Source organism: Natronocalculus amylovorans, from assembly GCF_023638035.1.
In the GTDB taxonomy this organism is placed as follows: domain Archaea; phylum Halobacteriota; class Halobacteria; order Halobacteriales; family Haloferacaceae; genus Natronocalculus; species Natronocalculus amylovorans.
In genome coordinates this window covers 323,152-344,994 of record NZ_JAKRVX010000003.1, presented here as the reverse complement: position 1 = coordinate 344,994, position 21,843 = coordinate 323,152, and the positions used below count along the sequence as shown (strand labels likewise).

Here is a 21,843-nt window from a genome sequence, read left to right as displayed (position 1 = left end):
ATAAGCCTTATTTGGGTCTATATCATTATAAGAACACCCACCCCACAGGGCCAAACGATATTGTCGTTTGGAGAGTTGAGTCAGATACTTTGATAACATTGGGCTGAACAATCTGTAAGTAATTATGGAACGGGAAGCGGTGAGAGAGTACATTGAACACGCTCAATCAATTATAGACGCTTCGCCTCAAATGGATGAAGCGAACACGAAGGCGGCAATCCTACGGGATTTTCTTGGCCTTCTCGGATGGAATATTCCGGCCAACACTCAACTTGAATACTCGGTGAAGGCGTTCGGAAAGACCTACAAGGTAGATTATGCGCTGGTCTTGGAAGGAACCCCTGTCGCATTTCTTGAAGCCAAAGGCGTTGACAACTCGCTCGGCAACAAGCACCGGGAGCAACTGAGAGCATACCTGAAGAACGAAGACGTGAATTTAGGGATATTGACCAACGGTGAAGACTATGAGTTCTACAGACGGCAGGTTGTTGATACCAAAGTCAATGTGAATACACTCGCTAAGACAGACCTTCAGAACCTTTGTGAAAGAGTTACGATTCTGAGAGCGTTTACGAAAGATGCTATTGAGAATAATGAGTGGGTGAAAATTCTGAATCGCATTACGGAATTGAGGGATGCCCGTGATACACTCGGAAGAGACAAGGATGACTTAGCTACCGAAATCGCTGAACTGTTAGCCAATAACGTCTCAGAAACTCTCTCCCAACCTGCTGAGTCTCAAGCCAAGGAGATGATTGACCGGCTCATCGATAACATTGAAGAAGAGATTGAGAGTCCTGATTCGGGTGGGGGTGGAGTAGTGGGAGCGATTAGAAGGCAGAATATCTCAGGCCCTGATAACGCCAAGGTCGCAGTATTCCCTTCCCGTGAATCGGGACTCAAGTTCCTCACCGAAAACAACGCTTGGGGATTTGTCCGGATTGGGGGCAAGCCAGACTATGTGGCTATGTATCTATCTCGAGATGCTCAGGAAGTGAGATACTTAGCAAAGGTCAAAGAGATTGTTTCTCCCGAAAATGCTCAACTTCGACGTGAACCGGAATCCTACGTGGATAGAAAAGAAATTGAGGATGGGAAGAGGGTCGTTGTCTTTGAAAAGAATAGCCTCTATGAATTGGAAGACCCCATTCCGTTCAAGAACAAATGGCCTCAGTCACTACAATATACCACCCTTGGGGAATTGCGAACTGCCGAGACTACAGATGACCTATTTGCAGACGACTCTAAACGAAGAGAGGAACCTAATTCGAAGGAAGAGTTTGTTCTCAGGGCAGTTAGAGCAAATCCGGGTAGATCGCTCCGCTCAATTCACCGCACGGTTGCTAAGTTTGATGAGTCTCCGATTGAGTGGGATGATGAATGGGGAGAGTCCCGTACTGATGTTCAAACTGCGCTCCAAAATCTTCGTGATTTAAATTTGGTTCGTCTTGATAATAGGTCTTGGCTCCCGGTGAATTCTGATGAAGTGTAATCACTTGCGGGGATAATGTTCGCGAAAAGACGATCTTAACAACATATATACAATTTAGAGAGGGCACGTCCGGGAAATCACGCCAATATTACTTAAATAAATATAAATATCGGCATGAAGTCATTTTCTTTTCACAATGGGGTGAATAAATATATCAGCAAGCAAAATTGGTTCTTATTCTTACCCTTATTAGGAACTCCGTCGTTTAGCCCGTCGGCCTTTTTTGAAATCTTACAGATATCACCACACCTCGCTCGCTGTGTTCTCTATAAACCCATAACAAAGCAGAGGGCTATCTGAGGGTACTGTGGACACCCCAGAATGGAGCGTGGATTCCCTTCATTGATAAACGAGGCCATACACGGGATTCTTCCCTATATGAAGAACCATTCTAGGAACGATTCCCGGTAACTGTGGTAGTCAACAATCTGTTTCTCGTTGAGTCGCTCGCGATTGGCTGATGGGACAATTTTCATGTGGTGTCCGGGGTCCAAATTCACCTCTAATATATTGTCACAGTTTTTCGTTGGGTTGACTAAAATGGTTTTGACAGGAAGAAAACGCAAGAATGCACCGATTTATTGGATGCGTGGGACCGGATTTGAACCGGCGGACTCCTATGAGACAGCGTCCTAAGCGCTGCGCCGTTTCCTGGCTTGGCTACCCACGCGCACCTATATCTATGAGAGAACGATGGTAAGTACCTTGCGTTACTCGATCGACGAGACGTTTTCAATCGTCTCCGCCTGCAAGTTATCTCGAACCTCGTGACTTTCGGATGCATCAGTCTGGACTTCAATAATTGTCGAGCCAGGCGTGGTGATCGACTCAGTATAGCGTTCTGTAAACGTCTCCATATTAGAGACACGATAGAACGGACTCCCGTACAGCTCACCTGTTGGCTCAAAGTCTACTCCATGTGGTGTTTTAAACTGTGACGTAAACGGTGGATCGTACGATTCGATCGGGAGCATGTGGAAGATACCGCCGCCATCGTTGTTGATGAGCACAATCGTCGCATCGACGTCACACCGATCGAGCGCAAGCAGTCCGTTCATATCATGGTAGTACGCCAAATCACCGATCACAAGCGTTAGGTGGTCGGTTGTCGCACTCCCTGCCCCAAGTGCGGTCGAGACAACGCCATCAATCCCGGAAGCACCGCGGTTTGCAAGCGCAGTGATCGATGTTGTTGTTGGCTTTCCGTACCGATCGAGATCGCGCACTGGCATACTATTTGAGACGACGATCGTGGCCGGATCTGGGCTCTCCGAGACAACCGTATTCAAGATATGACCCTCAGAGAACGTTTCTGACTGTTCAACACAGGACCAGTGCGCGTTGTCTGCATCCACCCATCTCGATCGCCACTGTGGATCACCTGGCTGTCGAATACTGCGTGCAAGCCGTGCACAGAACTGTGATGGGTCAACTGAAATAAGATCCGTTGCCGTGAACTCGGCTTCACGCCACTCGCCTGCTGGATCGACAAGGAGCTGTCGTGCATCCGTCCCGGCCAAATATTTCCGTAGCGGTTTCGACGTTGGTGACGCCCCAAATCGAATCACAACCTCTGGATCCGGCCACAGCGCAGTAGCGTCAGTGTTTACATATGCATCATAGCCACCGATGATCGGTGCGACTCGATTCTGGCCCCCGAATCGGAGCCCCGAGAGTGGGTCCGCAAGCACTGGGAAGCCACTCGCATGCGCGAATGCGAGGAGAGACTCTTTGTCATACCCGGGGGGATCGGCTGGCCCAGCAACAATCAGTCCGCGATCGACGCTAATTGCCTCTGCAAGCCGATGGACGTCTCGATCGCCAAGCCCCATCGTCCCAGCAGTGGTTCGAACAAACGGTGACTCGTCTGTTCGACCAGTCGCTGCGAGCGCTGAAAGCGAGTCAGGGATGTCTCCCTCGACATGCACTGGTTCGAGTGGCTTTCGGAACGGCACATTGAGATGCACTGGTCCTGACGGTGTTCCTGTTGCGGTGCCGATCGCTCGCCCGACGTCTGTTCTGAGCGATCGAAGCTTTCTGTCGGTGGCTTCCGGCTCTGGCAGGTCTTTGTACCAACGAACGGCATCACCGTACAGTTTCTCTTGATCGACGGTCTGATTTGCCCCTGAGTCACGGAGTTCTGGTGGTCGATCTGCAGTCAATAACAACAGTGGAACACGCGCAGTTGATGCTTCGATTACTGCTGGATGAAAGTTCGTTGCTGCTGTTCCAGATGTACAGACAAGAGGCGTCACATCGCCTGTCCGACGTGCCCGCCCGAGCGCAAAGTACGCTGCTGAGCGTTCATCAAGGTGTGAAAAGACATGGATGTCGTCATGCTCTGCGAATGCAACCGTTAGGGGCGTCGATCGGCTACCCGGAGAGATACAGACCGCAGAAATACCAGCCCGTGCAATCTCTTCAACGATTGCGTGTGCCCAGAGCGTGTTCCGATTGGGGAAAGACATAGCTGTGAGTATGAACTGTGCATACAATAGCGATGTGGAAACGGCTATCGAACTGACGAGCCTTCAAGGACATCAAGAATCGATCGATATTTTAATTCAACCTCGTCCCATTCAGCGTCAGGGTCGCTATCCGCAACCAAGCCAACACCGGCAAAGAGCGTCGCCGTTGTTGGTGTTGTGACTGCCGATCGAAGTGCCACGGCAAATGTCCCATTACCTGCAGCATCAATCCATCCAACTGGTGCGGCATACCACCCGCGTTCGAATGGTTCCGTTCGGATAATTGTCTCCAGTGCCTTCTCAGGCGGGAGCCCACCGACAGCCGGTGTCGGGTGGAGTGCTTCGACAAGCGACAGTACGTGCTCATCAGTAGCTAACTCAGCAGTGATTGGTGTGTGAAGATGTTGGACGGTCGCAAGTCGTTTCACACGCCGATCGCCAACCGAAATTGACGCAACGTATGGCTTGAGCTGTTCTCTGATTGTTTCGACAACAAGCTGATGTTCGTGGGTGTTCTTTGGATCCGCCAGCAACTCCTCGGCAAGCCACTCGTCTTCGGCAGGCGTCTCACCACGGCCAGTCGTCCCCGCGAGTGCGTCCGTCTCAACAGTTCGCCCGTGAACCGAAACGAGACGCTCTGGGCTTGCACCAAAGAAACTGATCCGCTCGGACGCAGGTGGCTCAATCGCAAACAGATGACAGTTTGGATAGCTTACTGAGAGTTGATTGAGAATATCGCCGATCGAGGGCTCAGAGGCAAGCGATGCTTCAAGCGCTTGTGCAAGCACGACCTTCTGTAATTCACCCGCGTTGATCCGTCGAGTCGCTTCGTTCACACTCTCGGTCCACGCTTGCTTCGTGGTTGTTCGGTGTGATTCACCAATTCCCGGTGCAACTGGATCGTGACTGTGTGGTTCGAGTGATTCGAGCCGATCTTTCGCTTGTTGGAGCGTGTCTTCAACCTGTGTTGGCGTTGCATCCGTCCCAACTGCATTAACCGTCAGCCAGACACCGGAATCGGCATACGTAACCTGCACGCGTGGAAAGACAAATCGGGCATCCGGAAACGCGTTCCATGGCGATCGAGCTGCCGTCTGTTCGTGAAACGAGAACCCACCAAACAGTCGTGGCCGTGCGGCTTCTGTCCCCGCATGCACATCACCCGATGAAAAAAGCGCTTCTGCCTGTGTTTGGATCTCTGAGAAGCGATCCGGACCGTTCGCAACTAATGTCGCAGCGGACCCCCAGCCAACGACGGTTGCTTGATCCGGTGCACCCCAAACAATTCGTGGTTCGGTTGTTGCATCCAATACCGCCCGGATGTCCACGTTGTTGATCGGTGTTGCACGGCTCACCAGTGCCTGCCGATCAGTTATCTGGGGCGGACTCATTCACTCTCACTCAGGGCTGCGCACTCTTTAGATTGACTATTAAAAAAGCGGCTGCGATCGAAAATTAGCTATATCGCTCTTCGTTCCACGGGTTTGCTGTGTCTGAGTAACCTCGGCGCTCCCAGTATCCAAGCTCATGCTCGGTAAGGAACTCAACACCGGTAACCCATTTTGCACCTTTATATGCATACTTGTGTGGTGTCACAACACGAAGCGGTCCGCCATGATCTGCTGGCAGCTCTTCGCCGTCATATTCATACACAAACAGAACCTCCTCGCGCATGCACTCCTCCAGTGTTAGATCGGTCGTGTATCCATCAAGAGCGTGAAACATCACGTGCACCGCATCATCTGCGACCTCCGCACGCTCTGTGATTGTCTCAAAACGGACACCGGTGAACTGGCAGTCGAACTTGCTCCAGCCCGTTACGCAGTGGAAATCTTGTAGCTGCGTCTCTGACGGGAGTTCACAGAATTCATCGTATGAAAGCGAGAATTGTTCCTCAACTGCTCCCCACACCTCAAACGCCCACTCGCTTGGGTTCCAACTCGGAGTTCCACTCTTTGACAGGACGGGGAATCGATCGGTTTCTCGTTGCCCTGGTGGGAGCCGATCATCACTGTATGACTGATAGAGATCGGTGACGTCTTTCATAGACGCTGATTGATTCTCAAGACGTGTATGTATACCGCTCTGGCGGTGGTTCACTGTATTCGGTCGTAGTACTAGTCAACGAAACAGACGTTCCGGTTGTGTAGATCTCATACACGGCGGTAGGTTTAAATAACCATCCCGTTAAGCCCAGAATGATCAGATGCCGAAAGTCGAGATCAATATCCCCGAGCACCTTGAAATGCAAGTAACGCAGTTGGTTGAGCAGGGCGAGTTCCTCAACCGAGAAGAGGCCGTTGAAGGGCTTCTCTCAACCGGTCTTAAAGCATACAAAACAAGCGGTCCCCTCGAAGACGAGGATCCGGCGTTCGAAGACGACGGAATGATGGGCCACGAAGACGAATACGTGTTCTAATATTTTGTCTGCGTGCGAGGTTTCCCCAATAATCCTTAAAACGTAACCCGTCTTACGTGGACCTATGCACAAAGACGAGCTACTTGAACTACACGAACAGATGGTTCAGATTATGGAGTACTTCCGATCGCGCGAAGACGTCGACTCCTCGCTGTTTGACCCGTACGAACAGCTATCTGTCGACCCATCTCACGTTCACAAATCAAAAAGCGAACACAAACATGCAGTGTTTGTCCTTGGAAACGCACTCGCAACCGCAATGAGCGAAGATGAGTTCTCGAGCGCCGGTCGTGTCGGCAAGCGCATGGAAGAGCTCGCAAAAGACGCCGAAAACAAACTGTAAGTTAGCCGTGTGGTGGGTAGATAGCGGTGGTCAACTATCGCACCCTGCACCAACCAGCGATTTCTTAACCCCTCCACGGCTCCTATCGGTATGAGCACGGTGTTTGGAAGTGACAGCTCACTCAGCCTGAGACCAATAACTGGTCTTTCCGGGCAGGTTGACCTCATTGCTGTTTCCCAACAGATACCGATTTTTGAGCTCTTTTTACTTTTTGTAGTGGTTGGCTCGCTCTACGTTGTGTACCGCCTCGACACACCGCGTGGTGCGTGGGGGGCAACACTGAGATCCCGATTGCTCTTTGGCGTACCCTGGGGGACGATCGTGTCGATGGCACTTGTTATTGGGGTGTATCTATTCATCCAAGGTGGGATCCACAACCGATATGCACCAACGGTTATTCCGTTCCGTGCGTGGAGCTACCTTGACCCATTCCCGGTCGTAGTATCCGGGTTTGCACACGCAAATTACGGTCACCTGCGTGGGAATATGATCGGGACACTCGCGCTTGCACCGCTTGCGGAGTTTGCGTTTGGTCACTACACCGACAAACGTGGTGAGTCAACCTTCAGTTCGCTCCGAACGAACCCATACATTCGTGCGTTCGTGCTCTTTCCGCTTGGAGTCATTGCAATCGGCATTCTCACAGGTGTATTCTCGCTTGGGCCGTCGATCGGCTTCTCCGGTGTCGTCTATGCATTTGCTGGGTTTGCGTTGGTGTATTACCCGATCGCAACCGTGGTCGCGCTCACCGCTCGACAGGTGATTAGCGGACTCAACAATGCACTCGCAAACCCGGTACAGTTTGCAGCCGCAGAAGCGACATACAGTACACCGTGGTTTGCAGGCATTGCGGTTCAGGGCCATGCGATCGGCCTCCTACTTGGCGTTGTTGCTGGTGTTGCGCTCATGTGGTACCGAAACGATAACCCGCCGACTGCGCTTCGGCTGTGGACCGGTGCATTACTCTATGCGGTAAGCCAGTCACTGTGGGCGATCTACTGGTATCGAGGTGGCGAGCAGTACATACTCTACCGAGGGCTCGGGCTTGCGCTTGTGTTCATATTAGCGACGATCATTGCTGCCGCTGTCGTTTCGCGCGATCGGCCGCTCTTTCCAACTCGTGTGGTCCCAAACCCAACAACGACGTTCGAGTCACTAACGAGCGGGACGACACAACAGGTTGCATTTGTTGTCTTGTTGGTTGCTGTTGCCTCGCTTCTCGGACCGACGATTCCGATTAGCCTCAACACTGCAGATCAAAGCGACCTCCCGGGCGATCCGATCGAAATCGACGGCTATGAAATAACGTATGGAGAAGATGTTCCGGATGGTATGATCGGTGTTGTTGATATTGACGCGTTTGGTGAAAGTACACAGGTTAACACCTCGGGTGTGATTGTTCGAAACACCGATCGACATATTTGGACAACAGCGACAACACGCGGCAGGTTGGCGTTTGATGGTCGGGCAGCAATCCGCGTTGGTGGCGTTGGGTGGCAAGAGACCGTGATTGCAGAACGCGAGGGTTGGCGTGCAGCGAACAGTGGGACTGCGTATCGCGTCTCGCTTCGGTATGCTGGAGAAGAACGAACGCAGTTTGTTTCCGATCCAGTAACTGCGGAGCCGACCATCGCTGGACAAAACATCACAGTCGGTGTTGTAGAGGACGTCTTTGTTGTTGCAACGGATGTTGACGGTGACGTGGCTACCGAAGAGATCCCGGCAGAGAATGAGACTGCAGCGCTTGCAGGGCTTCAGATAGAAAACGTAGAGAACGTTCTGTTTGCTGTTGATGAGGAAACGGAGACGCGAGTTCGTGTTGCTGAAAAAGAGCGGTATGGCAACGAGCAGAGATAGTACCGGTTACGTAGACCACACAATGCGGTACACTTCTGTTGAGAGTTCCTTTCGATCGGTGGTCTGGTGTGCAAACTGCTTGGGCGCCTCGAATGCCGCTTCGAATGCGTGTGTTACCGTACCACCGTGGTCTCCAGCAAACGACTCAATAAACGACTGACTCCCGGCGTTGTGGATTGAATACGACACATCAGAGAGCTCTGCTGCGCTTTTGAGAAACCGCTTGTCGGCACCGTGAGAGCCGTTTTGTGCACCAAACGGTGGGTTCATTACGACCGTCGTTGGTTCGGATAACTGAAGTGGAACTCGACCACCATCTGCTTGTATCCAATGAATTGCAGTTGTTGTTCCAACGCGGTTTTGATTTTTACGTGCGGTCTCAATTGCCGATCGATCGACTTCAACGCCGACAACACGTGCGGGCCCCCGTAGCGCCGCACCAAGGGTAAGCATACCAGTTCCAGCACCTAAATCGATCACTGTTCGGCCCGCAATGTCACCTTGTAAATCAGCTAAGTGTATGACGTGCGCTGCGAGGTCTGGGGGCGTTGGATACTGTTCAAGCCCAAGTTGTGGATTCTCAAATCCAGCAACAACCGAGAGCTTTCCTGCGAGTGCGCGTTTTGATGCCACAGCTACACTGTGGTCTCAAGGGTGATATGTTCGGCCCCTTTCCCCGAAAGGTTCAGTGAAACCCCCTCTCTGTACGCTCGTTCCGAGAGGGCAGATAGTGCGTCTCCTGTTTTTTCAACCGATTCGACGTCATCAATCTCAATCTGAAGCGTTGAAACGCCAAGAAATGCCGCCGTTCGGACAGAGTTTCGGAGTCGCTCAATCTCATGTTGTGTTTTGAGAGAACAATCTTCACTGAAACACGCAGAGACGTGGAGGGTTGTTGGCTGGTATCCTTCCTGTGCAAGCGTTGCTTTGAGGTCCCGGAGCGATTCGGGTGCCGTTGACTCAAGTTCAGACTCAGTGATTTCAACTGGGGTAATTTCGTGCGTGTGAGATGTACGTACCGCAGGGGCGAGATGGGTGGTGCTCATACAAACACATATTCACTAGTTATACAAAAATGTTTGTTAATGCCCAGTGGTTATTTCCAAGCAGTGAGACATCATATAACATGTGATCAAACGTCACGATAATAATTATACAGCAACACATATTAACATCTCGTATACGCAATTGACCCTTGAAATACGCACTTCTAAGCGTTATACCACGTGTTTAGATTTGAAAAGTAGGATTTCTAATATATCGTGGATATTATATCTTGCACAAAGATTTAAATACTCCACCGACCAAAAACCTTATTAATGGAACGTCCGAGCAGGCAACGCCAACAGGAGCGGGAATCGGAACAACAATCGGACGAAATCTTATCGTGTCCAGAGTGTGGCTCAGATGAGGTTATCACCGATGCAGATCAAGGCGAACTCGTCTGCGATGATTGTGGGTTGGTTCTTGATGAGCGTCAGATTGATCGCGGTCCTGAGTGGCGTGCATTCAATCACTCCGAGCGTCAAAGCAAGTCTCGTGTGGGGGCACCAATCACCGAGACAATGCACGATCGGGGATTGACAACAACGATTGATTGGAAAGATAAAGATGCCTATGGCCGCTCGTTGTCTTCCGAAAAACGAAGTCAGATGCATCGACTCCGTAAATGGCAAGAACGTATCCGAACAAAAGATGCTGGTGAGCGGAATCTCCAGTTTGCACTCTCGGAGATCGATCGGATGGCATCCGCCCTTGGTGTCCCACGATCGGTTCGGGAAGTTGCCTCCGTGATTTATCGTCGTGCACTCAACGAGGATCTGATCCGTGGTCGATCGATCGAAGGTGTTGCAACTGCGGCACTCTATGCAGCATGCCGACAAGAGGGAATCCCACGATCGCTTGATGAAGTCGCAGAAGTGTCCAGAGTCCCACAGAAAGAGATTGGTCGAACCTATCGATACATCTCCCAAGAGCTCGGCCTTGAGCTGAGACCGGTTGACCCAAAACAGTTTGTCCCACGGTTTGCTTCTTCGCTTGGCCTCTCTGAAGAAGTGCAAGCAAAAGCAACGGAAATTATTGACGTTTCAGCTGAGCAAGGTCTGCTTTCAGGGAAATCCCCAACTGGCTTTGCGGCGGCCGCAATTTACGCGGCCTCGCTTCTGTGTAACGAAAAGAAGACACAACGAGAAGTCGCAGACGTTGCGCAAGTCACCGAAGTGACCATTCGAAACCGGTATCAAGAGCAGATCGAAGCAATGGGCTTCAGATAACGATATACATAATCTATTTTCGCGTTTTTCACTGTTGGGAGAGCCCTCTTTTTGTTACCGTTTATGATACTCGAACACATATTTTTTATAAATCATGGTATCACGGAGACAATTGTTGGGAATGTCGATCGGTGGTGTGACGCTGCTCAGTGGCTGTGCTGATTTTGTTACTGGAAGCGGGCCGCTCAGCGTTGAAGCATCACCCGCAACAGTGCCATCGAATACGCTTGCTGACACCGGGTACGAAGTCGATCGAGAGGAAGCACAAACGCTTCGCGAGGAGTTTGCTGCTGCAGGACAAACACGAGAGGTCGAGGCGACAAACCAACTTGCAATCTATTACAAACAGTTCGAGATCCCTGATGTGGGGGAAACCGAAACGGGTGTGTTTGCAGCTGTCGCAACACCTGCAGTGGAGATTGCAGGTCAAGAGTTTAATCCCGTTGCAGAGCTGGATCACAGAGAACTCATTGAGATGTTCACAGAACAGTACGGTGAGGTCTCCAATCTTGAACAGAGAGGGACAGAAACGTACACAATCTTGGGCGAATCAGTAACCGCTTCACTATTCACTGCCGAAGCGGTGATGGAGGGGCAGTCAGTCGACATCCGTGGACAGATTGCAGTGATGCGAAATGCGGATGATTTTATTATTTCGGCTGCAGTATCTCCAGAACGTATCCACGAGCAAGCGGAGTCTTCCACACCGCAGCTTTTTGAGTCGATTGAGCACGCGCACTAACGACCTAAATACGCCACACGAACTGAATGAGTTCCGGTTGGAGTCTCAATAGTGATTGAATCCACTAGCTCGGTTGTTACTGTCTCTCTCCAGGCGCTGACTGCTTTTGTGTGCGATTCATAGTGCTTCTCAACCGAGTACCCAGACACAAGCTGTTCAGCGGTCTCATCGACTTCTGGATACGCTGGAACCGTGTCAACAAATGTAGATGGGTCAATATGGATCGGTTCAACTGGTGCTGTGCCATACTTACCCTCACCACCAGCAATATGTATGCGAGCGCGCATTCGTCCGTTAAACGGCGGCGTAATTCGAAGCACAGCGGTTCGATCGGTTCGGTGATTTGCTTCCACTGCAGTCACGATATCATCAACAGTCACTGCAATCGATCGAATTACATGCGGATCGTTGCTTGTTGGACCATCCGAGTCAACCATTGTCGACTAATAGGTCCGCTGAGATGTTAACCTACCGTCACACTGTGGGCATCGTGAGTGGTATGAGGCCGTGCTTACCCGATGATTGCACTCGGAACATCTAAACCCAGATTGAACACGCATCGATTACACTATAAGCTACAATATGTGTTAAGCGTTATCATGACTCAATGAAATAATCGATCGTGTAGAATCACTATGCTTTTTTATTCCTCGTTGCGAGCGGACAGCCATGGCATATAGCTACGAACCACACTACTTCGAAGACTTTGCTGTTGGACAAACGTTCCAGAGTGTTGGTCGAACGGTCACTGAATCGGATTTTACATTCCACTCGATGTTTACTGGTGATTGGACAGAACTCCATAGTAACCGTCACTATGCCGAAGAGGAGTACTTTGGTGGGCGGGTCGCTCATGGGCCAATGACGTTTACGTTAGCGACTGGGTTCGTCTATCGCTGTGGCTTCCTCGAGCGGACGGTTGTCGCATTCTTGGGCATGAACTATATGGATATTCCAGCACCAGTCAAAATGGACGACAGTATTTCACTTGCAATGGAAGTCATAGAAACAAAACCGTTCTCCAGCCGTGATGATGCTGGTCTTGTTGTGATCGATACAACAATGACGAATCAGGAAGGGACCGTTGTGTTTGAGGGCGATATGAAATTTATGATCAAAACACGACCGGAGTAAGCGTCACGAACTCGAACTACTCTTCGACGACATCAACCGCACCAACCATCCCTTGATGCTCGTGCGGTGTACAAACATAACGATACACACCAGGCTCATCGAACGTATGCGTGAAGGTTGCACCCTCTTCCCCTTTATTTGAACTCGAAAACACGTCATCCTCCTCGACAACATTGTGTAAGCCACCCTGTCCAGTCCATTCCCAAACAACCGTTGTACCAGTGCTTACTCGTACTGCTGCCGGCGTATATGCTAATCCACCTTCAGTTCCAACCTCGACAGTAACTTCCGAGTTGCCTGTCTGATCAACTGTCCCCTCGTATCCACGTGCACTTGCGAACCAGTCTCCATACGTGTCTTCTTCAAGATCTGCATCCGGGTTCCCGCCATCATCGCCACCCATACACCCTGAAAGCGCAACTGTGGCTACACCCGCAGTTCCAAGCAGTACACGACGTCGAGTCGTCGGTTCGTCCATACCGTCTCTAGCAGGTCAGTGCTCTTGAGTCTCGCCGTTTCCTCTCATTTTTTGAGAAACAACGTAAGAAAACGATGCTCGTGATTATTTAGTATGGATTTAGGACGCTCGCCCATCCAGTAGCTACTGAATGAGTGACGACCCAGTACTGCTTGAACAGCGTAACGGCATTGCAACAATCACAATCAATCAACCCGATCGAAGGAACGCACTCAGCATTGCGGTCTCCAATGGTATCATGGATGCGTTAGATGAAATTGAGGGGGGAGAGACGCGCTGTGTTGTGCTTGCGGGTGCTGGGCCTGCGTTCTGTGCTGGTGGTGATGTAAAGATGATGATTGAACGATTTGCTGATGAGATGTCACTGGATGCGGGTGTCAGACACGTGATTCAACAGACCGGTCGTGCAATTCAACGCGTCGCAGAGTGTGAGTTCCCAACCGTTGCGAAAGTAGACGGCGCTGCGTTTGGTGCCGGTGCAAATCTAGCAATTGCTTGTGACATCGTGCTCTTCAGTGATGATGCAAAAATCAGCTTTGGGTTCCGTCAGGTTGGGCTTGCAGTAGATTCAGGAACCTCGTATCTCCTCCCTCGACTTGTCGGAGACAATATTGCTCGTGAGCTTGTGTTTACTGGCGAGCTACTTGATGCCGATCGAGCCAAAGAGATCGGTCTCGTAAACCATGTGTACGACACGGACGCGTTCGAGGCAAACGCAACCGAGCTCACCGAGACGATCGCAACAGGTCCGACCGTCGCGCTTCGGACTTCCAAACGACTGCTCCGGCATAATCCGAACACGTCGCTGGACGCAGCGATCGAACAGGAAGCAGCAGCCCAAGCAGCGGTGCTTGACTCACGAGATCATGCAGAGGGTGCCGCTGCATTTGCAGAGCGTCGTGAGCCAGAGTTTAGCGGAGAATAGAATACGATACATCATCCGGACGGAAACGCTGATACGGCTGCTTTTCTTACGTCGTGTATGAGCAATAGCAACTGGACAGATGCGATCGTTGGCGATCGAATGGCGGTCGATAGGCAGTTCAACGAACAGGTCCACCAGTCACAATTTAGTAGCCAACAGTGGGGGCTAATCATGACTGCCACGGAGTTTGAGATCGAACACGCGGACGATCCAGAGGAGGCACGGATCGTCGCAAACACTGAGAAACTCAAACATATTATGCCAGAGCTGGATACTATCCAATCCCAAATGGCTGCAATGGGTGGTGCTGGTGGCTCGTCGACAAAGTCCAGTGGCGGAATCGTCTCCTCGATTAAAAATGCCCTTGGGCTTGGTAGCAGTTCCGACGGTGTCGATGACGAGCAGTTAGCAGCTGCAAAACAGCTCACACAGGCGTATGCGGACCTGCTACAATCGCACCTTGAAGAGAAAGGAACGTGGGAACAGGTTCGGATTGCGTATCAAGAGTAGCGTTGTTATCCATCGCCACTCCGAAACATCGTCATCTCGCTTGCTCGATAGATATTGAGGAGTTCTGTAACCAACTCATCATACGTTTCATCATCTTCTCGGAGTCGATCAAGCCGCTGTACCGTCTTTTCTGATACCTGTATCTGTGGCATACTGTAACAGGATACCGCACAGAGCTACAAAAAATAACATGGCCGGTTACATACTCCAGCCGACAGCCAAACAACCTGTGTTACAGGTGGTTGATGATCGCATCTGTCATTTCCGTAGTGGTTGCGTTGCCACCCAGGTCTCCCGTCCGTGGACCATCCGAGAGGACAGCCTCAACAGCATCGTTCACCGCGTTGCTTTCGGTTTCATATCCAAGATATTCAAGCATCATCGCCGCAGAGAGAATTGTCGCCGTTGGGTTCGCAATCCCGTTGCCTGCGATATCCGGCGCTGTTCCGTGAACAGGTTCAAACAATGCACGATCGGTTCCAACGTTTGCTGACGGCAACAGTCCAAGTCCGCCAACAAGCCCAGCTGCGAGATCCGAAAGCACATCACCAGCAAGGTTTGGGCAGACAATCACGTCAAACTGTGTCGGATCGAGACAGACACGGGTTGCGAACGCATCCATGAGTACCTCATCAACAGGAACATCGTTTTCCTTCGCCACAGAAACAACGGCGTCACGGAACCGACCATCGGTTTCTCGCATGACATTCGCTTTGTGTGCAATCGTGAACCCATCGTGTTCCTCGCCGCTAACGTAGTCGCAAGCGAACGCTGCCAATGCTTCGGATGCGGATGTTGTCACAACGCGTGTGAGTGTTGACAGATCATCCGAAAGCCGATCCTCATGTCCTGAGTAGACGCCCTCTGTGTTCTCACGAAGGAAGACCAAATCGGTCTCCGGTCGAAGGGCATCGACACCCGGGTATGCTTTTGCAGGCCGAATATTGACAAACGAGCCAACAGCATCTCGAAGTGGGAGGATCACATCTGCGGCAGTCTCTCCAGCCGCACCAAAGAGCGTTGCATCTGCGCTGGCTGCGAGATCATACGTCTCCTGTGGAAGTGCGGTTCCCGTCTCTTCTTTGACTGCATCACCCGCATCGGCTTCGATGAATGTAACATCGATCACCGACTCAACTACCCGTTTGGCTTCTGGGATGACCTCTTTGCCGATCCCGTCACCTGGAATAACAACGATCTCCTCAGTCATCCTTCACCGCTGGAACCTCATGATCCTGGATATATGGAAGCGATTTTGCTTTCTCACGAACAGCGTTCGCATTTGCTTTCATGAGTGCAGTTGTATCCCAAACACCCTCAACAAGTGCCTTCCGCTGTGCATCGTCAACTGTCACATCAACCGTTTTGTCACCGTAGGTGACCGTTTCGGCTGCGACATCAACATCGATCTCTGCATCAGGATTCTCATCAACGAACGCCTGTAACGCCTCTGCATCCTCTTGTGAGACGGTTACTGTCGGGATGCCGAGTGCGAGACAGTTTCCTGCAAAGATCTCTGCAAAGCTTTCACCAACCACCGCATCGATACCCCACCGCATCAATGCCTGTGGTGCGTGTTCACGCGATGAGCCGCAGCCAAAGTTGTTATTAACCACGAGGATGTTCGCATTCTGGAACTGTGGCTCATTGAACGGATGTTCTTTCTGGTTATCTTCGTCATCAAAACGCTGATCGAAGAATGCAAACTCACCAAGGCCATCGAACGTGACGACCTTCATGAATCGGGCAGGGATGATCTGGTCCGTATCAATATCGTTTCCGCGAACTGGAATACCGGTTCCCGAAACGTACTCAACGATGTCAGCAGGTCCGTCACTCATGCTGAGACCACCTCCTCAAGCTCACGAACATCTGTAACCTCACCAGTCACCGCCGCTGCAGCGACCATGAGTGGACTCATCAAGATGGTTCGGCCATCCTTTGATCCTTGCCGACCCACAAAGTTACGGTTCGATGAGGATGCACATGCTTCATCCCCTTCTAATTGATCTTCATTCATTCCAAGACACATCGAACAGCCTGCACCTCGCCAGTCGAAGCCTGCTTCTCTGAATATCTCATCGAGGCCTTCAGCCTCTGCGGCTGCTTTGACCCGTTGGCTTCCCGGAACAACCATTGCACGGACACTTGGGTCAACCTCTCGTCCTTTAATAATCTCTGCTGCAGCACGCAGGTCAGGCAACCGAGCATTTGTACAGGAGCCAAGGAATGCAACATCAATGTTGTAGCCCTCCATCGTCTCTCCTGGTTTGACACGCATATGTTTCTGCGCTCTCCGCGCAGTCTCCTGTTTCTCCGGGCTGAGCGATTCTGGCTCTGGGATCGGTTCTGAAATTCCGATCCCCTGACCAGGTGTGGTACCCCATGTGACAACTGGTTCAATTGCGCTGCCGTCGATCGTGACGACGTCATCGTACTCAGCATCTTCGTCGCTTCGGATTGACTCCCAGTACGTTTTCAGCGTCTCAAACCGCTCTGGGTTGTCTTTGAACGCATCGGTGTTTTTGAGCCATTCGTAGGTTGTCTCATCAGGGTTCACATAGCCTGCGCGAGCACCGCCTTCGATCGACATGTTACAGATCGACATCCGACCTTCCATGCCAAGGCTTTCGATTGCACTCCCAGCATACTCGTATACATGCCCAACACCACCGTCAGTACCAAGCTTTCGGATGATCGTGAGGATAATGTCTTTTGCAGTAACCCCCGCTGAGAGCTCACCCGTAACCTCGATTTTTCGAACCTTCTGTTTCTCCATTGCAACGGTCCCGGTTGCCAACACATCACGAATCTGGCTCGTTCCGATACCGAATGCAAGCGCACCAAATGCACCGTGAGTTGATGTATGTGAGTCACCACAGACGATCGTCATTCCCGGTTGCGTAATCCCTTGCTCGGGTCCAATAACGTGAACAATTCCCTGATTTCCTGTCGTCGGGTCATCGAACACGATGCCCGAGTCACGCACGTTTTGTTCGAGCTCGGACATCATCTCTTCGGCCGCACTATCACCGTATGGACGGGACTGATCTGCGGTTGGGACAATGTGATCAACTGTCGCGTGCGTCCGTTTCGGATATGCGACTTCAAGCCCTCGCTCTCGGAGCATCCCAAAAGCTTGTGGGCTCGTTACCTCGTGAATAAGGTGGAGTCCAATGAACAGCTGTGTTTGTCCAGTTGGTAGTTCAGTGACTGCGTGTTTGTCCCATACGTTGTCGTATAGTGTTCCGTTACTCATTGATTATCTCCATCGTCTACTTCAGCGGGTCGCCCACGAGACCAGACACGATTTGTCTCCGCGTCATGTCGTGGTGTATGGTCGATGTCTCGCATCCGTGGCTGTTCTTCATGTGGCTCCGTTTGTTCGCCCGTGCGAACTGGAACTGTCTGCCCACCATCTGCAAGGAGTGGCCCTCGCCGATAGACCGAGCCAAAGGTTTCACCCGTAAACGGATGTGTGTGGCTCACTTGTTTCATTGTCCGCCCCGTCTTCGATCGGTTGTTCATGCGTTAACTGGTGACTCTTTGTCTTCTTCTGTCTCTTTCTCTTCGGCCCACGCAAATAGTGCCCGAAGCTCTTCGCCAACCTGTTCAATCTCGTGGTTGCCTTCCGCCTCGCGAAGTTGGGTGTAGCTTGGTCGACCTGCTTGGTTCTCGACGATCCACTGACGAGCAAACTCGCCGTTTTGTACCTGTTCGAGAACTTCCTCCATTCGCTCTCGTGCATGATCGTCAACAACGACATCTCCACGTGTCAAACCACCGTACTCAGCCGTATCCGAAACGGAGTCCCACATCTCACCGAGTCCGCCTTCGTACATCAGATCAACGATCAGTTTGAGCTCGTTGAGACACTCAAAGTATGCCATCTCTGGACTGTATCCCGCATCAACAAGCGTCTCATAGCCTGTTTTAACAAGGGACGTGACACCGCCACACAGGACTGCCTGTTCACCGAACAGATCGGTTTCGGTCTCTTCTCGGAAGCTTGTCTCTACAACGCCTGCGCGGGCACAGCCGATCGCCTGTGCATATGCTAAGGCTCGCTCTTTTGCCTCTCCAGTTTCGTCCTGATAGACCGCAACCAATCCGGGCGTTCCCTCGCCTGCTTCGTAGTTTCGACGGACAAGATGCCCCGGTGATTTTGGGGCAACCATCGTCACGTCGATACCGTCTTTTGGCTTAATCTGGTTGTAGTGAATGTTGAATCCGTGTGCGAACTGAAGCGTGTTACCTGCTTCAAGTTCGTCTTTGATCTCTTCGTACACTGCTGGCTGTACGGTATCAGGTACCAATACAGAGACGACGTCCGCTTTTGCTGCGGCTTCTTTTGCCGTTGCAACTTCGAGGCCGTCTTCTTTAGCAGCCGCACGGGAGGATGAGTCCTCTCGGAGGCCAACCACAACGTCAACCCCGCTGTCTGCAAGGTTCTGTGCGTGGGCATGGCCTTGACTTCCGTAGCCAAGGACAGCTACTGTTTTACCGCTGAGATAGTTTGCGTCCGCATCGTCTTCGTAGTAGATTGTTGCGTTAAGTTCGTCAGTCATTGTTATGTAATATGTAGTCTCGTCTTCGTCTGTTAGTCGTCTGAATACTGTACGTTTGCGCTCGGTTGTGATGGTTCCTCAGCGATCGTCCCTTCCGGTGCTGGCTCTTCACCAGGTGTCGTTGGGGTGTCACCGCGAGCCAACGCAGTCTGTCCAGTTCGAGCAATTTCAATAATCCCGAACTGTCTGAACGCATCGACTGCATCATCGATTTTACTCTCATCACCGGTTATCTGGACGGTAATCGTCCGCGGGCCGGCATCGAGTGTCTGTCCGTCATACATCTGTGTGATTGCGTGGACCTTATCGGGCTCATCGCCGTGGACCTTCAACAACACAAGTTCCGCTCTAACAGCGTTATTTTCAAGCTCGCCAACGGACATTACGGGTTTGAGCTTAGCGAGCTGTTTTTTCACCTGATCAATTCCTGGATCGGTCTCCTCAACAACAAGCGTGATTCGGGCATTCCCTTCGACAGTTGTCGGGCCGACAGTCAAACTCTCGATATTGAACTGTCGTCGAGAGAACAGCCCTGAAACACGGGACAACACGCCGGGCTCGTTGTCAACAAGCGCCGAAACCACCGCTTTGCGAACACGTGGTTCCGCTTCTGCTTCGGGATCGATCCGAATGCCTTGTTTGTTCCGTCGTCCAGTTGGATGTGGACGCTGTTCCGGCGGCTTTCCTTGTAGTCCTCGCTGTGACGTTGGATCTTCGTCTGAACTCATAGCTGATCCTCCGAGAGGGCAAATTTGCCGTTTGCGCCCCCGCTTGCAACCATTGGATAGACATTCGCACCAGGATCGATATGGAAATCAATGACCGATGGGCCATCGTATGCGAGTGCTTCTTCGATCGCCGCTGCGACCTCGTCATACTCATCGACACGCCAGCCTTTGGCACCGAACGCTTCCGCGAGTTTGTCAAACTCCGGCATCCAGTTGTATTCGGATGCCATATGTCGCCCCTCGAAGAACGCATCCTGCCACTGTCTAACCATACCAATATATTCGTTATTGAGCACAGCAACCGTGATATCAAGGTTTTCACGAACCGCAACTGACAGCTCTTGAAGTGTCATCAAGAATGACCCATCACCGTCAAAACAGATGACGCTCTGGTCGTCGTCTGCTGCAAATCGTGCACCAATCGCCGCAGGAAGACCGTATCCCATCGTTCCAAGCCCGTGGGATGAAACCCACGTCCGTGGCTTGGTGTAGGTCCAGTACTGTGCGGCCCACATCTGATGTTGGCCAACACCGGTTGTGACGATCGTATCATCATCTGTGGCTTCATCGAACGCCTCAACAATGAACTCCGGTTTTACTGGTTCATCCTCTGGCGTTGTATAGTCCATCGGATACTCCTCTTTCCATGTTGTGCACTGTTCGACCCATGCGTCCGTCTCCGGATCATCGTCGATCGCATCGTACAACTGCTCTAAGACGGTTGCAGCGTCGCCAATCAGTGGATAATCCGCGTGGATGTTTTTCGAGATTTCAGCCGGGTCAATATCAATGTGCACAACCTCGGCCTCCGGAGCAAACGTCTCAATCCCACCGGTGAGCCGATCGTCAAATCGAGTCCCAACTGCGATCAAACAATCAGTGTGTGTAATTGCCATATTCGCATAGCCGGTTCCGTGCATTCCCGCCCATGACAAACAAAGTTCATCGTCCTCGGGGAATGACCCGATTCCAGGCATTGTAGTCACAACTGGGACGTTGTACTCACGTGCGAACGCACGAGCCTGCTCGGACGCGTTGGCCTTGATAACGCCGCCGCCAAACAAACAGACTGGGCGCTCTGCACGGGAGATTACTTCTGCCGCAGCTATCACCGCATCAGGATCAGCATCCGGTGATGGCGACGATCGTGCAGGTGCTTTTGGTGGACCGGGGTCATCATCCGTCTCACCGAATGTAACATCCTTTGGAAGGTCGACAAGCGTTGGTCCTGGTCGACCAGCTTCTGCGAGTGCAAATGCTTCGCCAACCGTCTTTCCGACGGTGGTTGCATCCGATGCAAAGTAGTTGTGTTTTGTGACTGGCGCGGTGACACCGGTTGTATCAGTCTCTTGGAATGCATCAGAGCCAACCATGCCGCTTGGCACTTGGCCGGTCAGGGCAAGCATTGCATCCGAATCCATCGCTGCGTCAGCAATTCCAGTAACCAGATTTGTTGCCCCTGGTCCGGACGTCGCAAGACAGATTCCGGGAACTCCTTTCACGACACCGTATGCATCAGCGGCATGAGATGCACCTTGTTCGTGCGCCATCGTAATGTGGCGAATGGAAGAATCCCACAGTGCATCATAAACGGGCATAATTGCACCACCTTGCACACCAAACGCGTGCGTCACACCCGCGTTCTCAAGCGATCTGACGACCGCAGTCGCGCCGTTGGTAACTTGTGTTGGTGTTGCTTCTGTAGTCGATTCTGCGTCTGTTTCCGAGTCCGGATTTGTGTCCGTTGCGGTCTCGTCTTGTGGTGCAGTTGCGTGCTTACTCATCGATAGGGCCTCATTGGTTGATGGTCTGTCTGTCGGACGGTTCGGTTGGATTGTGATGTTCGCCTACTCATGATGTGCTGTCGGTTACAGCTGTCTGTCTCGAAACAGAGACAGCACTGTTG

Annotated in this window: 24 protein-coding genes and 1 tRNA gene; 9 read left to right on the top strand and 16 right to left on the bottom strand. The window is 51.6% G+C overall.

The genetic code is table 11. The features are described from left to right. Window positions 1-124 precede the first annotated feature (124 nt). Window positions 125-1,492, top strand: coding sequence for a type I restriction endonuclease (locus AArcSt2_RS09900; protein ID WP_250584274.1), 1,368 nt, complete (start codon window positions 125-127; stop codon window positions 1,490-1,492). Between the two features lie 586 nt (window positions 1,493-2,078). On the opposite strand, the gene AArcSt2_RS09895 is transcribed toward AArcSt2_RS09900, so the two are convergent. The 4 genes from AArcSt2_RS09895 to AArcSt2_RS09880 form a co-directional block, all read right to left on the bottom strand. Continuing rightward, window positions 2,079-2,162 (bottom strand) — tRNA-Leu (locus AArcSt2_RS09895). A gap of 40 nt (window positions 2,163-2,202) precedes the next feature. Next, a complete protein-coding gene (gene menD / locus AArcSt2_RS09890) occupies window positions 2,203-3,960 on the bottom strand; it encodes a 2-succinyl-5-enolpyruvyl-6-hydroxy-3-cyclohexene-1-carboxylic-acid synthase (RefSeq protein WP_250584272.1) in 1,758 nt (585 codons plus the stop codon). A 44-nt stretch (window positions 3,961-4,004) separates the two neighbouring features. Next, on the bottom strand, window positions 4,005-5,351 hold the full coding sequence (locus AArcSt2_RS09885) for an isochorismate synthase (RefSeq protein WP_250584270.1): 1,347 nt from the start codon (window positions 5,349-5,351) through the stop codon (window positions 4,005-4,007). A 64-nt stretch (window positions 5,352-5,415) separates the two neighbouring features. Next, complete coding sequence (locus tag AArcSt2_RS09880) at window positions 5,416-6,006, bottom strand: sulfite oxidase-like oxidoreductase (RefSeq protein WP_250584268.1); 591 nt, start codon at window positions 6,004-6,006, stop codon at window positions 5,416-5,418. 160 nt (window positions 6,007-6,166) lie between these two features. Between AArcSt2_RS09880 and AArcSt2_RS09875 the strand changes: the two genes are divergently transcribed. The 3 genes from AArcSt2_RS09875 to AArcSt2_RS09865 all read left to right on the top strand — a co-directional run bounded on the left by AArcSt2_RS09875 (window position 6,167) and on the right by AArcSt2_RS09865 (window position 8,579). Then, window positions 6,167-6,379 (top strand): DUF7120 family protein, encoded by a 213-nt coding sequence (locus AArcSt2_RS09875; protein ID WP_174653643.1) that lies wholly within the window; start codon window positions 6,167-6,169, stop codon window positions 6,377-6,379. A gap of 64 nt (window positions 6,380-6,443) precedes the next feature. Then, window positions 6,444-6,722 (top strand): UPF0058 family protein, encoded by a 279-nt coding sequence (locus tag AArcSt2_RS09870; protein ID WP_174653644.1) that lies wholly within the window; start codon window positions 6,444-6,446, stop codon window positions 6,720-6,722. A 90-nt stretch (window positions 6,723-6,812) separates the two neighbouring features. Continuing rightward, a complete protein-coding gene (locus tag AArcSt2_RS09865; RefSeq protein WP_250584266.1) occupies window positions 6,813-8,579 on the top strand; it encodes a rhomboid family intramembrane serine protease in 1,767 nt (588 codons plus the stop codon). Window positions 8,580-8,585: 6 nt separating this feature from the next. Here the strand turns inward: AArcSt2_RS09865 and AArcSt2_RS09860 are convergent, their stop codons facing one another. Together AArcSt2_RS09860 and AArcSt2_RS09855 are read right to left on the bottom strand one after the other, a co-directional pair. Further along, window positions 8,586-9,212, bottom strand: coding sequence for an METTL5 family protein (locus AArcSt2_RS09860; RefSeq protein ID WP_174653646.1), 627 nt, complete (start codon window positions 9,210-9,212; stop codon window positions 8,586-8,588). Between the two features lie 2 nt (window positions 9,213-9,214). Continuing rightward, complete coding sequence (locus AArcSt2_RS09855) at window positions 9,215-9,625, bottom strand: DUF7961 family protein (RefSeq protein WP_174653647.1); 411 nt, start codon at window positions 9,623-9,625, stop codon at window positions 9,215-9,217. Window positions 9,626-9,898: 273 nt separating this feature from the next. On the opposite strand from AArcSt2_RS09855, the gene AArcSt2_RS09850 reads away from it, so the two are divergent. Together AArcSt2_RS09850 and AArcSt2_RS09845 are read left to right on the top strand one after the other, a co-directional pair. Then, window positions 9,899-10,852 (top strand): transcription initiation factor IIB, encoded by a 954-nt coding sequence (locus tag AArcSt2_RS09850; protein ID WP_174653648.1) that lies wholly within the window; start codon window positions 9,899-9,901, stop codon window positions 10,850-10,852. Between the two features lie 94 nt (window positions 10,853-10,946). After that, complete coding sequence (locus AArcSt2_RS09845) at window positions 10,947-11,594, top strand: DUF6517 family protein (RefSeq protein WP_250584264.1); 648 nt, start codon at window positions 10,947-10,949, stop codon at window positions 11,592-11,594. On the opposite strand, the gene AArcSt2_RS09840 is transcribed toward AArcSt2_RS09845, so the two are convergent. Next, a complete protein-coding gene (locus AArcSt2_RS09840) occupies window positions 11,591-12,031 on the bottom strand; it encodes a DUF8009 family protein (protein ID WP_174653650.1) in 441 nt (146 codons plus the stop codon). The two genes, AArcSt2_RS09845 and AArcSt2_RS09840, sit on opposite strands and share 4 nt — an antisense overlap. A gap of 232 nt (window positions 12,032-12,263) precedes the next feature. Here AArcSt2_RS09840 and AArcSt2_RS09835 point away from each other — a divergent pair, with 232 nt between their 5' ends. Then, window positions 12,264-12,728: a MaoC/PaaZ C-terminal domain-containing protein gene (locus AArcSt2_RS09835; RefSeq protein WP_174653651.1), complete on the top strand. Its 465-nt coding sequence runs from the start codon at window positions 12,264-12,266 to the stop codon at window positions 12,726-12,728. A gap of 16 nt (window positions 12,729-12,744) precedes the next feature. Here AArcSt2_RS09835 and AArcSt2_RS09830 read toward each other — a convergent pair whose 3' ends face one another. Continuing rightward, window positions 12,745-13,206, bottom strand: coding sequence for a halocyanin domain-containing protein (locus AArcSt2_RS09830; RefSeq protein ID WP_174653652.1), 462 nt, complete (start codon window positions 13,204-13,206; stop codon window positions 12,745-12,747). Window positions 13,207-13,336: 130 nt separating this feature from the next. Between AArcSt2_RS09830 and AArcSt2_RS09825 the strand changes: the two genes are divergently transcribed. Beyond that, on the top strand, window positions 13,337-14,131 hold the full coding sequence (locus AArcSt2_RS09825) for an enoyl-CoA hydratase/isomerase family protein (RefSeq protein ID WP_174653653.1): 795 nt from the start codon (window positions 13,337-13,339) through the stop codon (window positions 14,129-14,131). Between the two features lie 57 nt (window positions 14,132-14,188). After that, window positions 14,189-14,641 carry a DUF5799 family protein gene (locus tag AArcSt2_RS09820; protein WP_250584262.1) on the top strand — a complete coding sequence of 151 codons (453 nt, stop codon included), beginning with the start codon at window positions 14,189-14,191 and terminating at the stop codon, window positions 14,639-14,641. A 5-nt stretch (window positions 14,642-14,646) separates the two neighbouring features. On the opposite strand, the gene AArcSt2_RS09815 is transcribed toward AArcSt2_RS09820, so the two are convergent. The 8 genes from AArcSt2_RS09815 to ilvB form a co-directional block, all read right to left on the bottom strand. After that, on the bottom strand, window positions 14,647-14,793 hold the full coding sequence (locus AArcSt2_RS09815) for a DUF7557 family protein (protein WP_174653655.1): 147 nt from the start codon (window positions 14,791-14,793) through the stop codon (window positions 14,647-14,649). 80 nt (window positions 14,794-14,873) lie between these two features. Further along, entirely contained in the window at window positions 14,874-15,851 is a 978-nt protein-coding gene (gene leuB / locus AArcSt2_RS09810; protein ID WP_174653656.1) for a 3-isopropylmalate dehydrogenase, read from the bottom strand. Beyond that, the gene (gene leuD, locus AArcSt2_RS09805) at window positions 15,844-16,482 is read right to left on the bottom strand and encodes a 3-isopropylmalate dehydratase small subunit (protein WP_174653657.1); all 639 of its coding nucleotides are present in this window, start codon (window positions 16,480-16,482) and stop codon (window positions 15,844-15,846) included. The genes leuB and leuD overlap by 8 nt, the downstream gene beginning before the upstream one ends. Then, window positions 16,479-17,900 (bottom strand): 3-isopropylmalate dehydratase large subunit, encoded by a 1,422-nt coding sequence (gene leuC, locus AArcSt2_RS09800; RefSeq protein WP_250584260.1) that lies wholly within the window; start codon window positions 17,898-17,900, stop codon window positions 16,479-16,481. The genes leuD and leuC overlap by 4 nt, the downstream gene beginning before the upstream one ends. Further along, window positions 17,897-18,169, bottom strand: coding sequence for a DUF7989 family protein (locus AArcSt2_RS09795; protein ID WP_174653659.1), 273 nt, complete (start codon window positions 18,167-18,169; stop codon window positions 17,897-17,899). Before AArcSt2_RS09795 ends, leuC begins: the two co-directional genes overlap by 4 nt. Beyond that, on the bottom strand, window positions 18,166-19,209 hold the full coding sequence (gene ilvC, locus AArcSt2_RS09790; RefSeq protein ID WP_174653660.1) for a ketol-acid reductoisomerase: 1,044 nt from the start codon (window positions 19,207-19,209) through the stop codon (window positions 18,166-18,168). The genes AArcSt2_RS09795 and ilvC overlap by 4 nt, the downstream gene beginning before the upstream one ends. Window positions 19,210-19,241: 32 nt before the next feature. Continuing rightward, window positions 19,242-19,937: an acetolactate synthase small subunit gene (ilvN, locus tag AArcSt2_RS09785; protein ID WP_174653661.1), complete on the bottom strand. Its 696-nt coding sequence runs from the start codon at window positions 19,935-19,937 to the stop codon at window positions 19,242-19,244. Further along, entirely contained in the window at window positions 19,934-21,721 is a 1,788-nt protein-coding gene (gene ilvB, locus AArcSt2_RS09780; protein ID WP_250584258.1) for a biosynthetic-type acetolactate synthase large subunit, read from the bottom strand. The genes ilvN and ilvB overlap by 4 nt, the downstream gene beginning before the upstream one ends. Window positions 21,722-21,843: the final 122 nt, after the last annotated feature.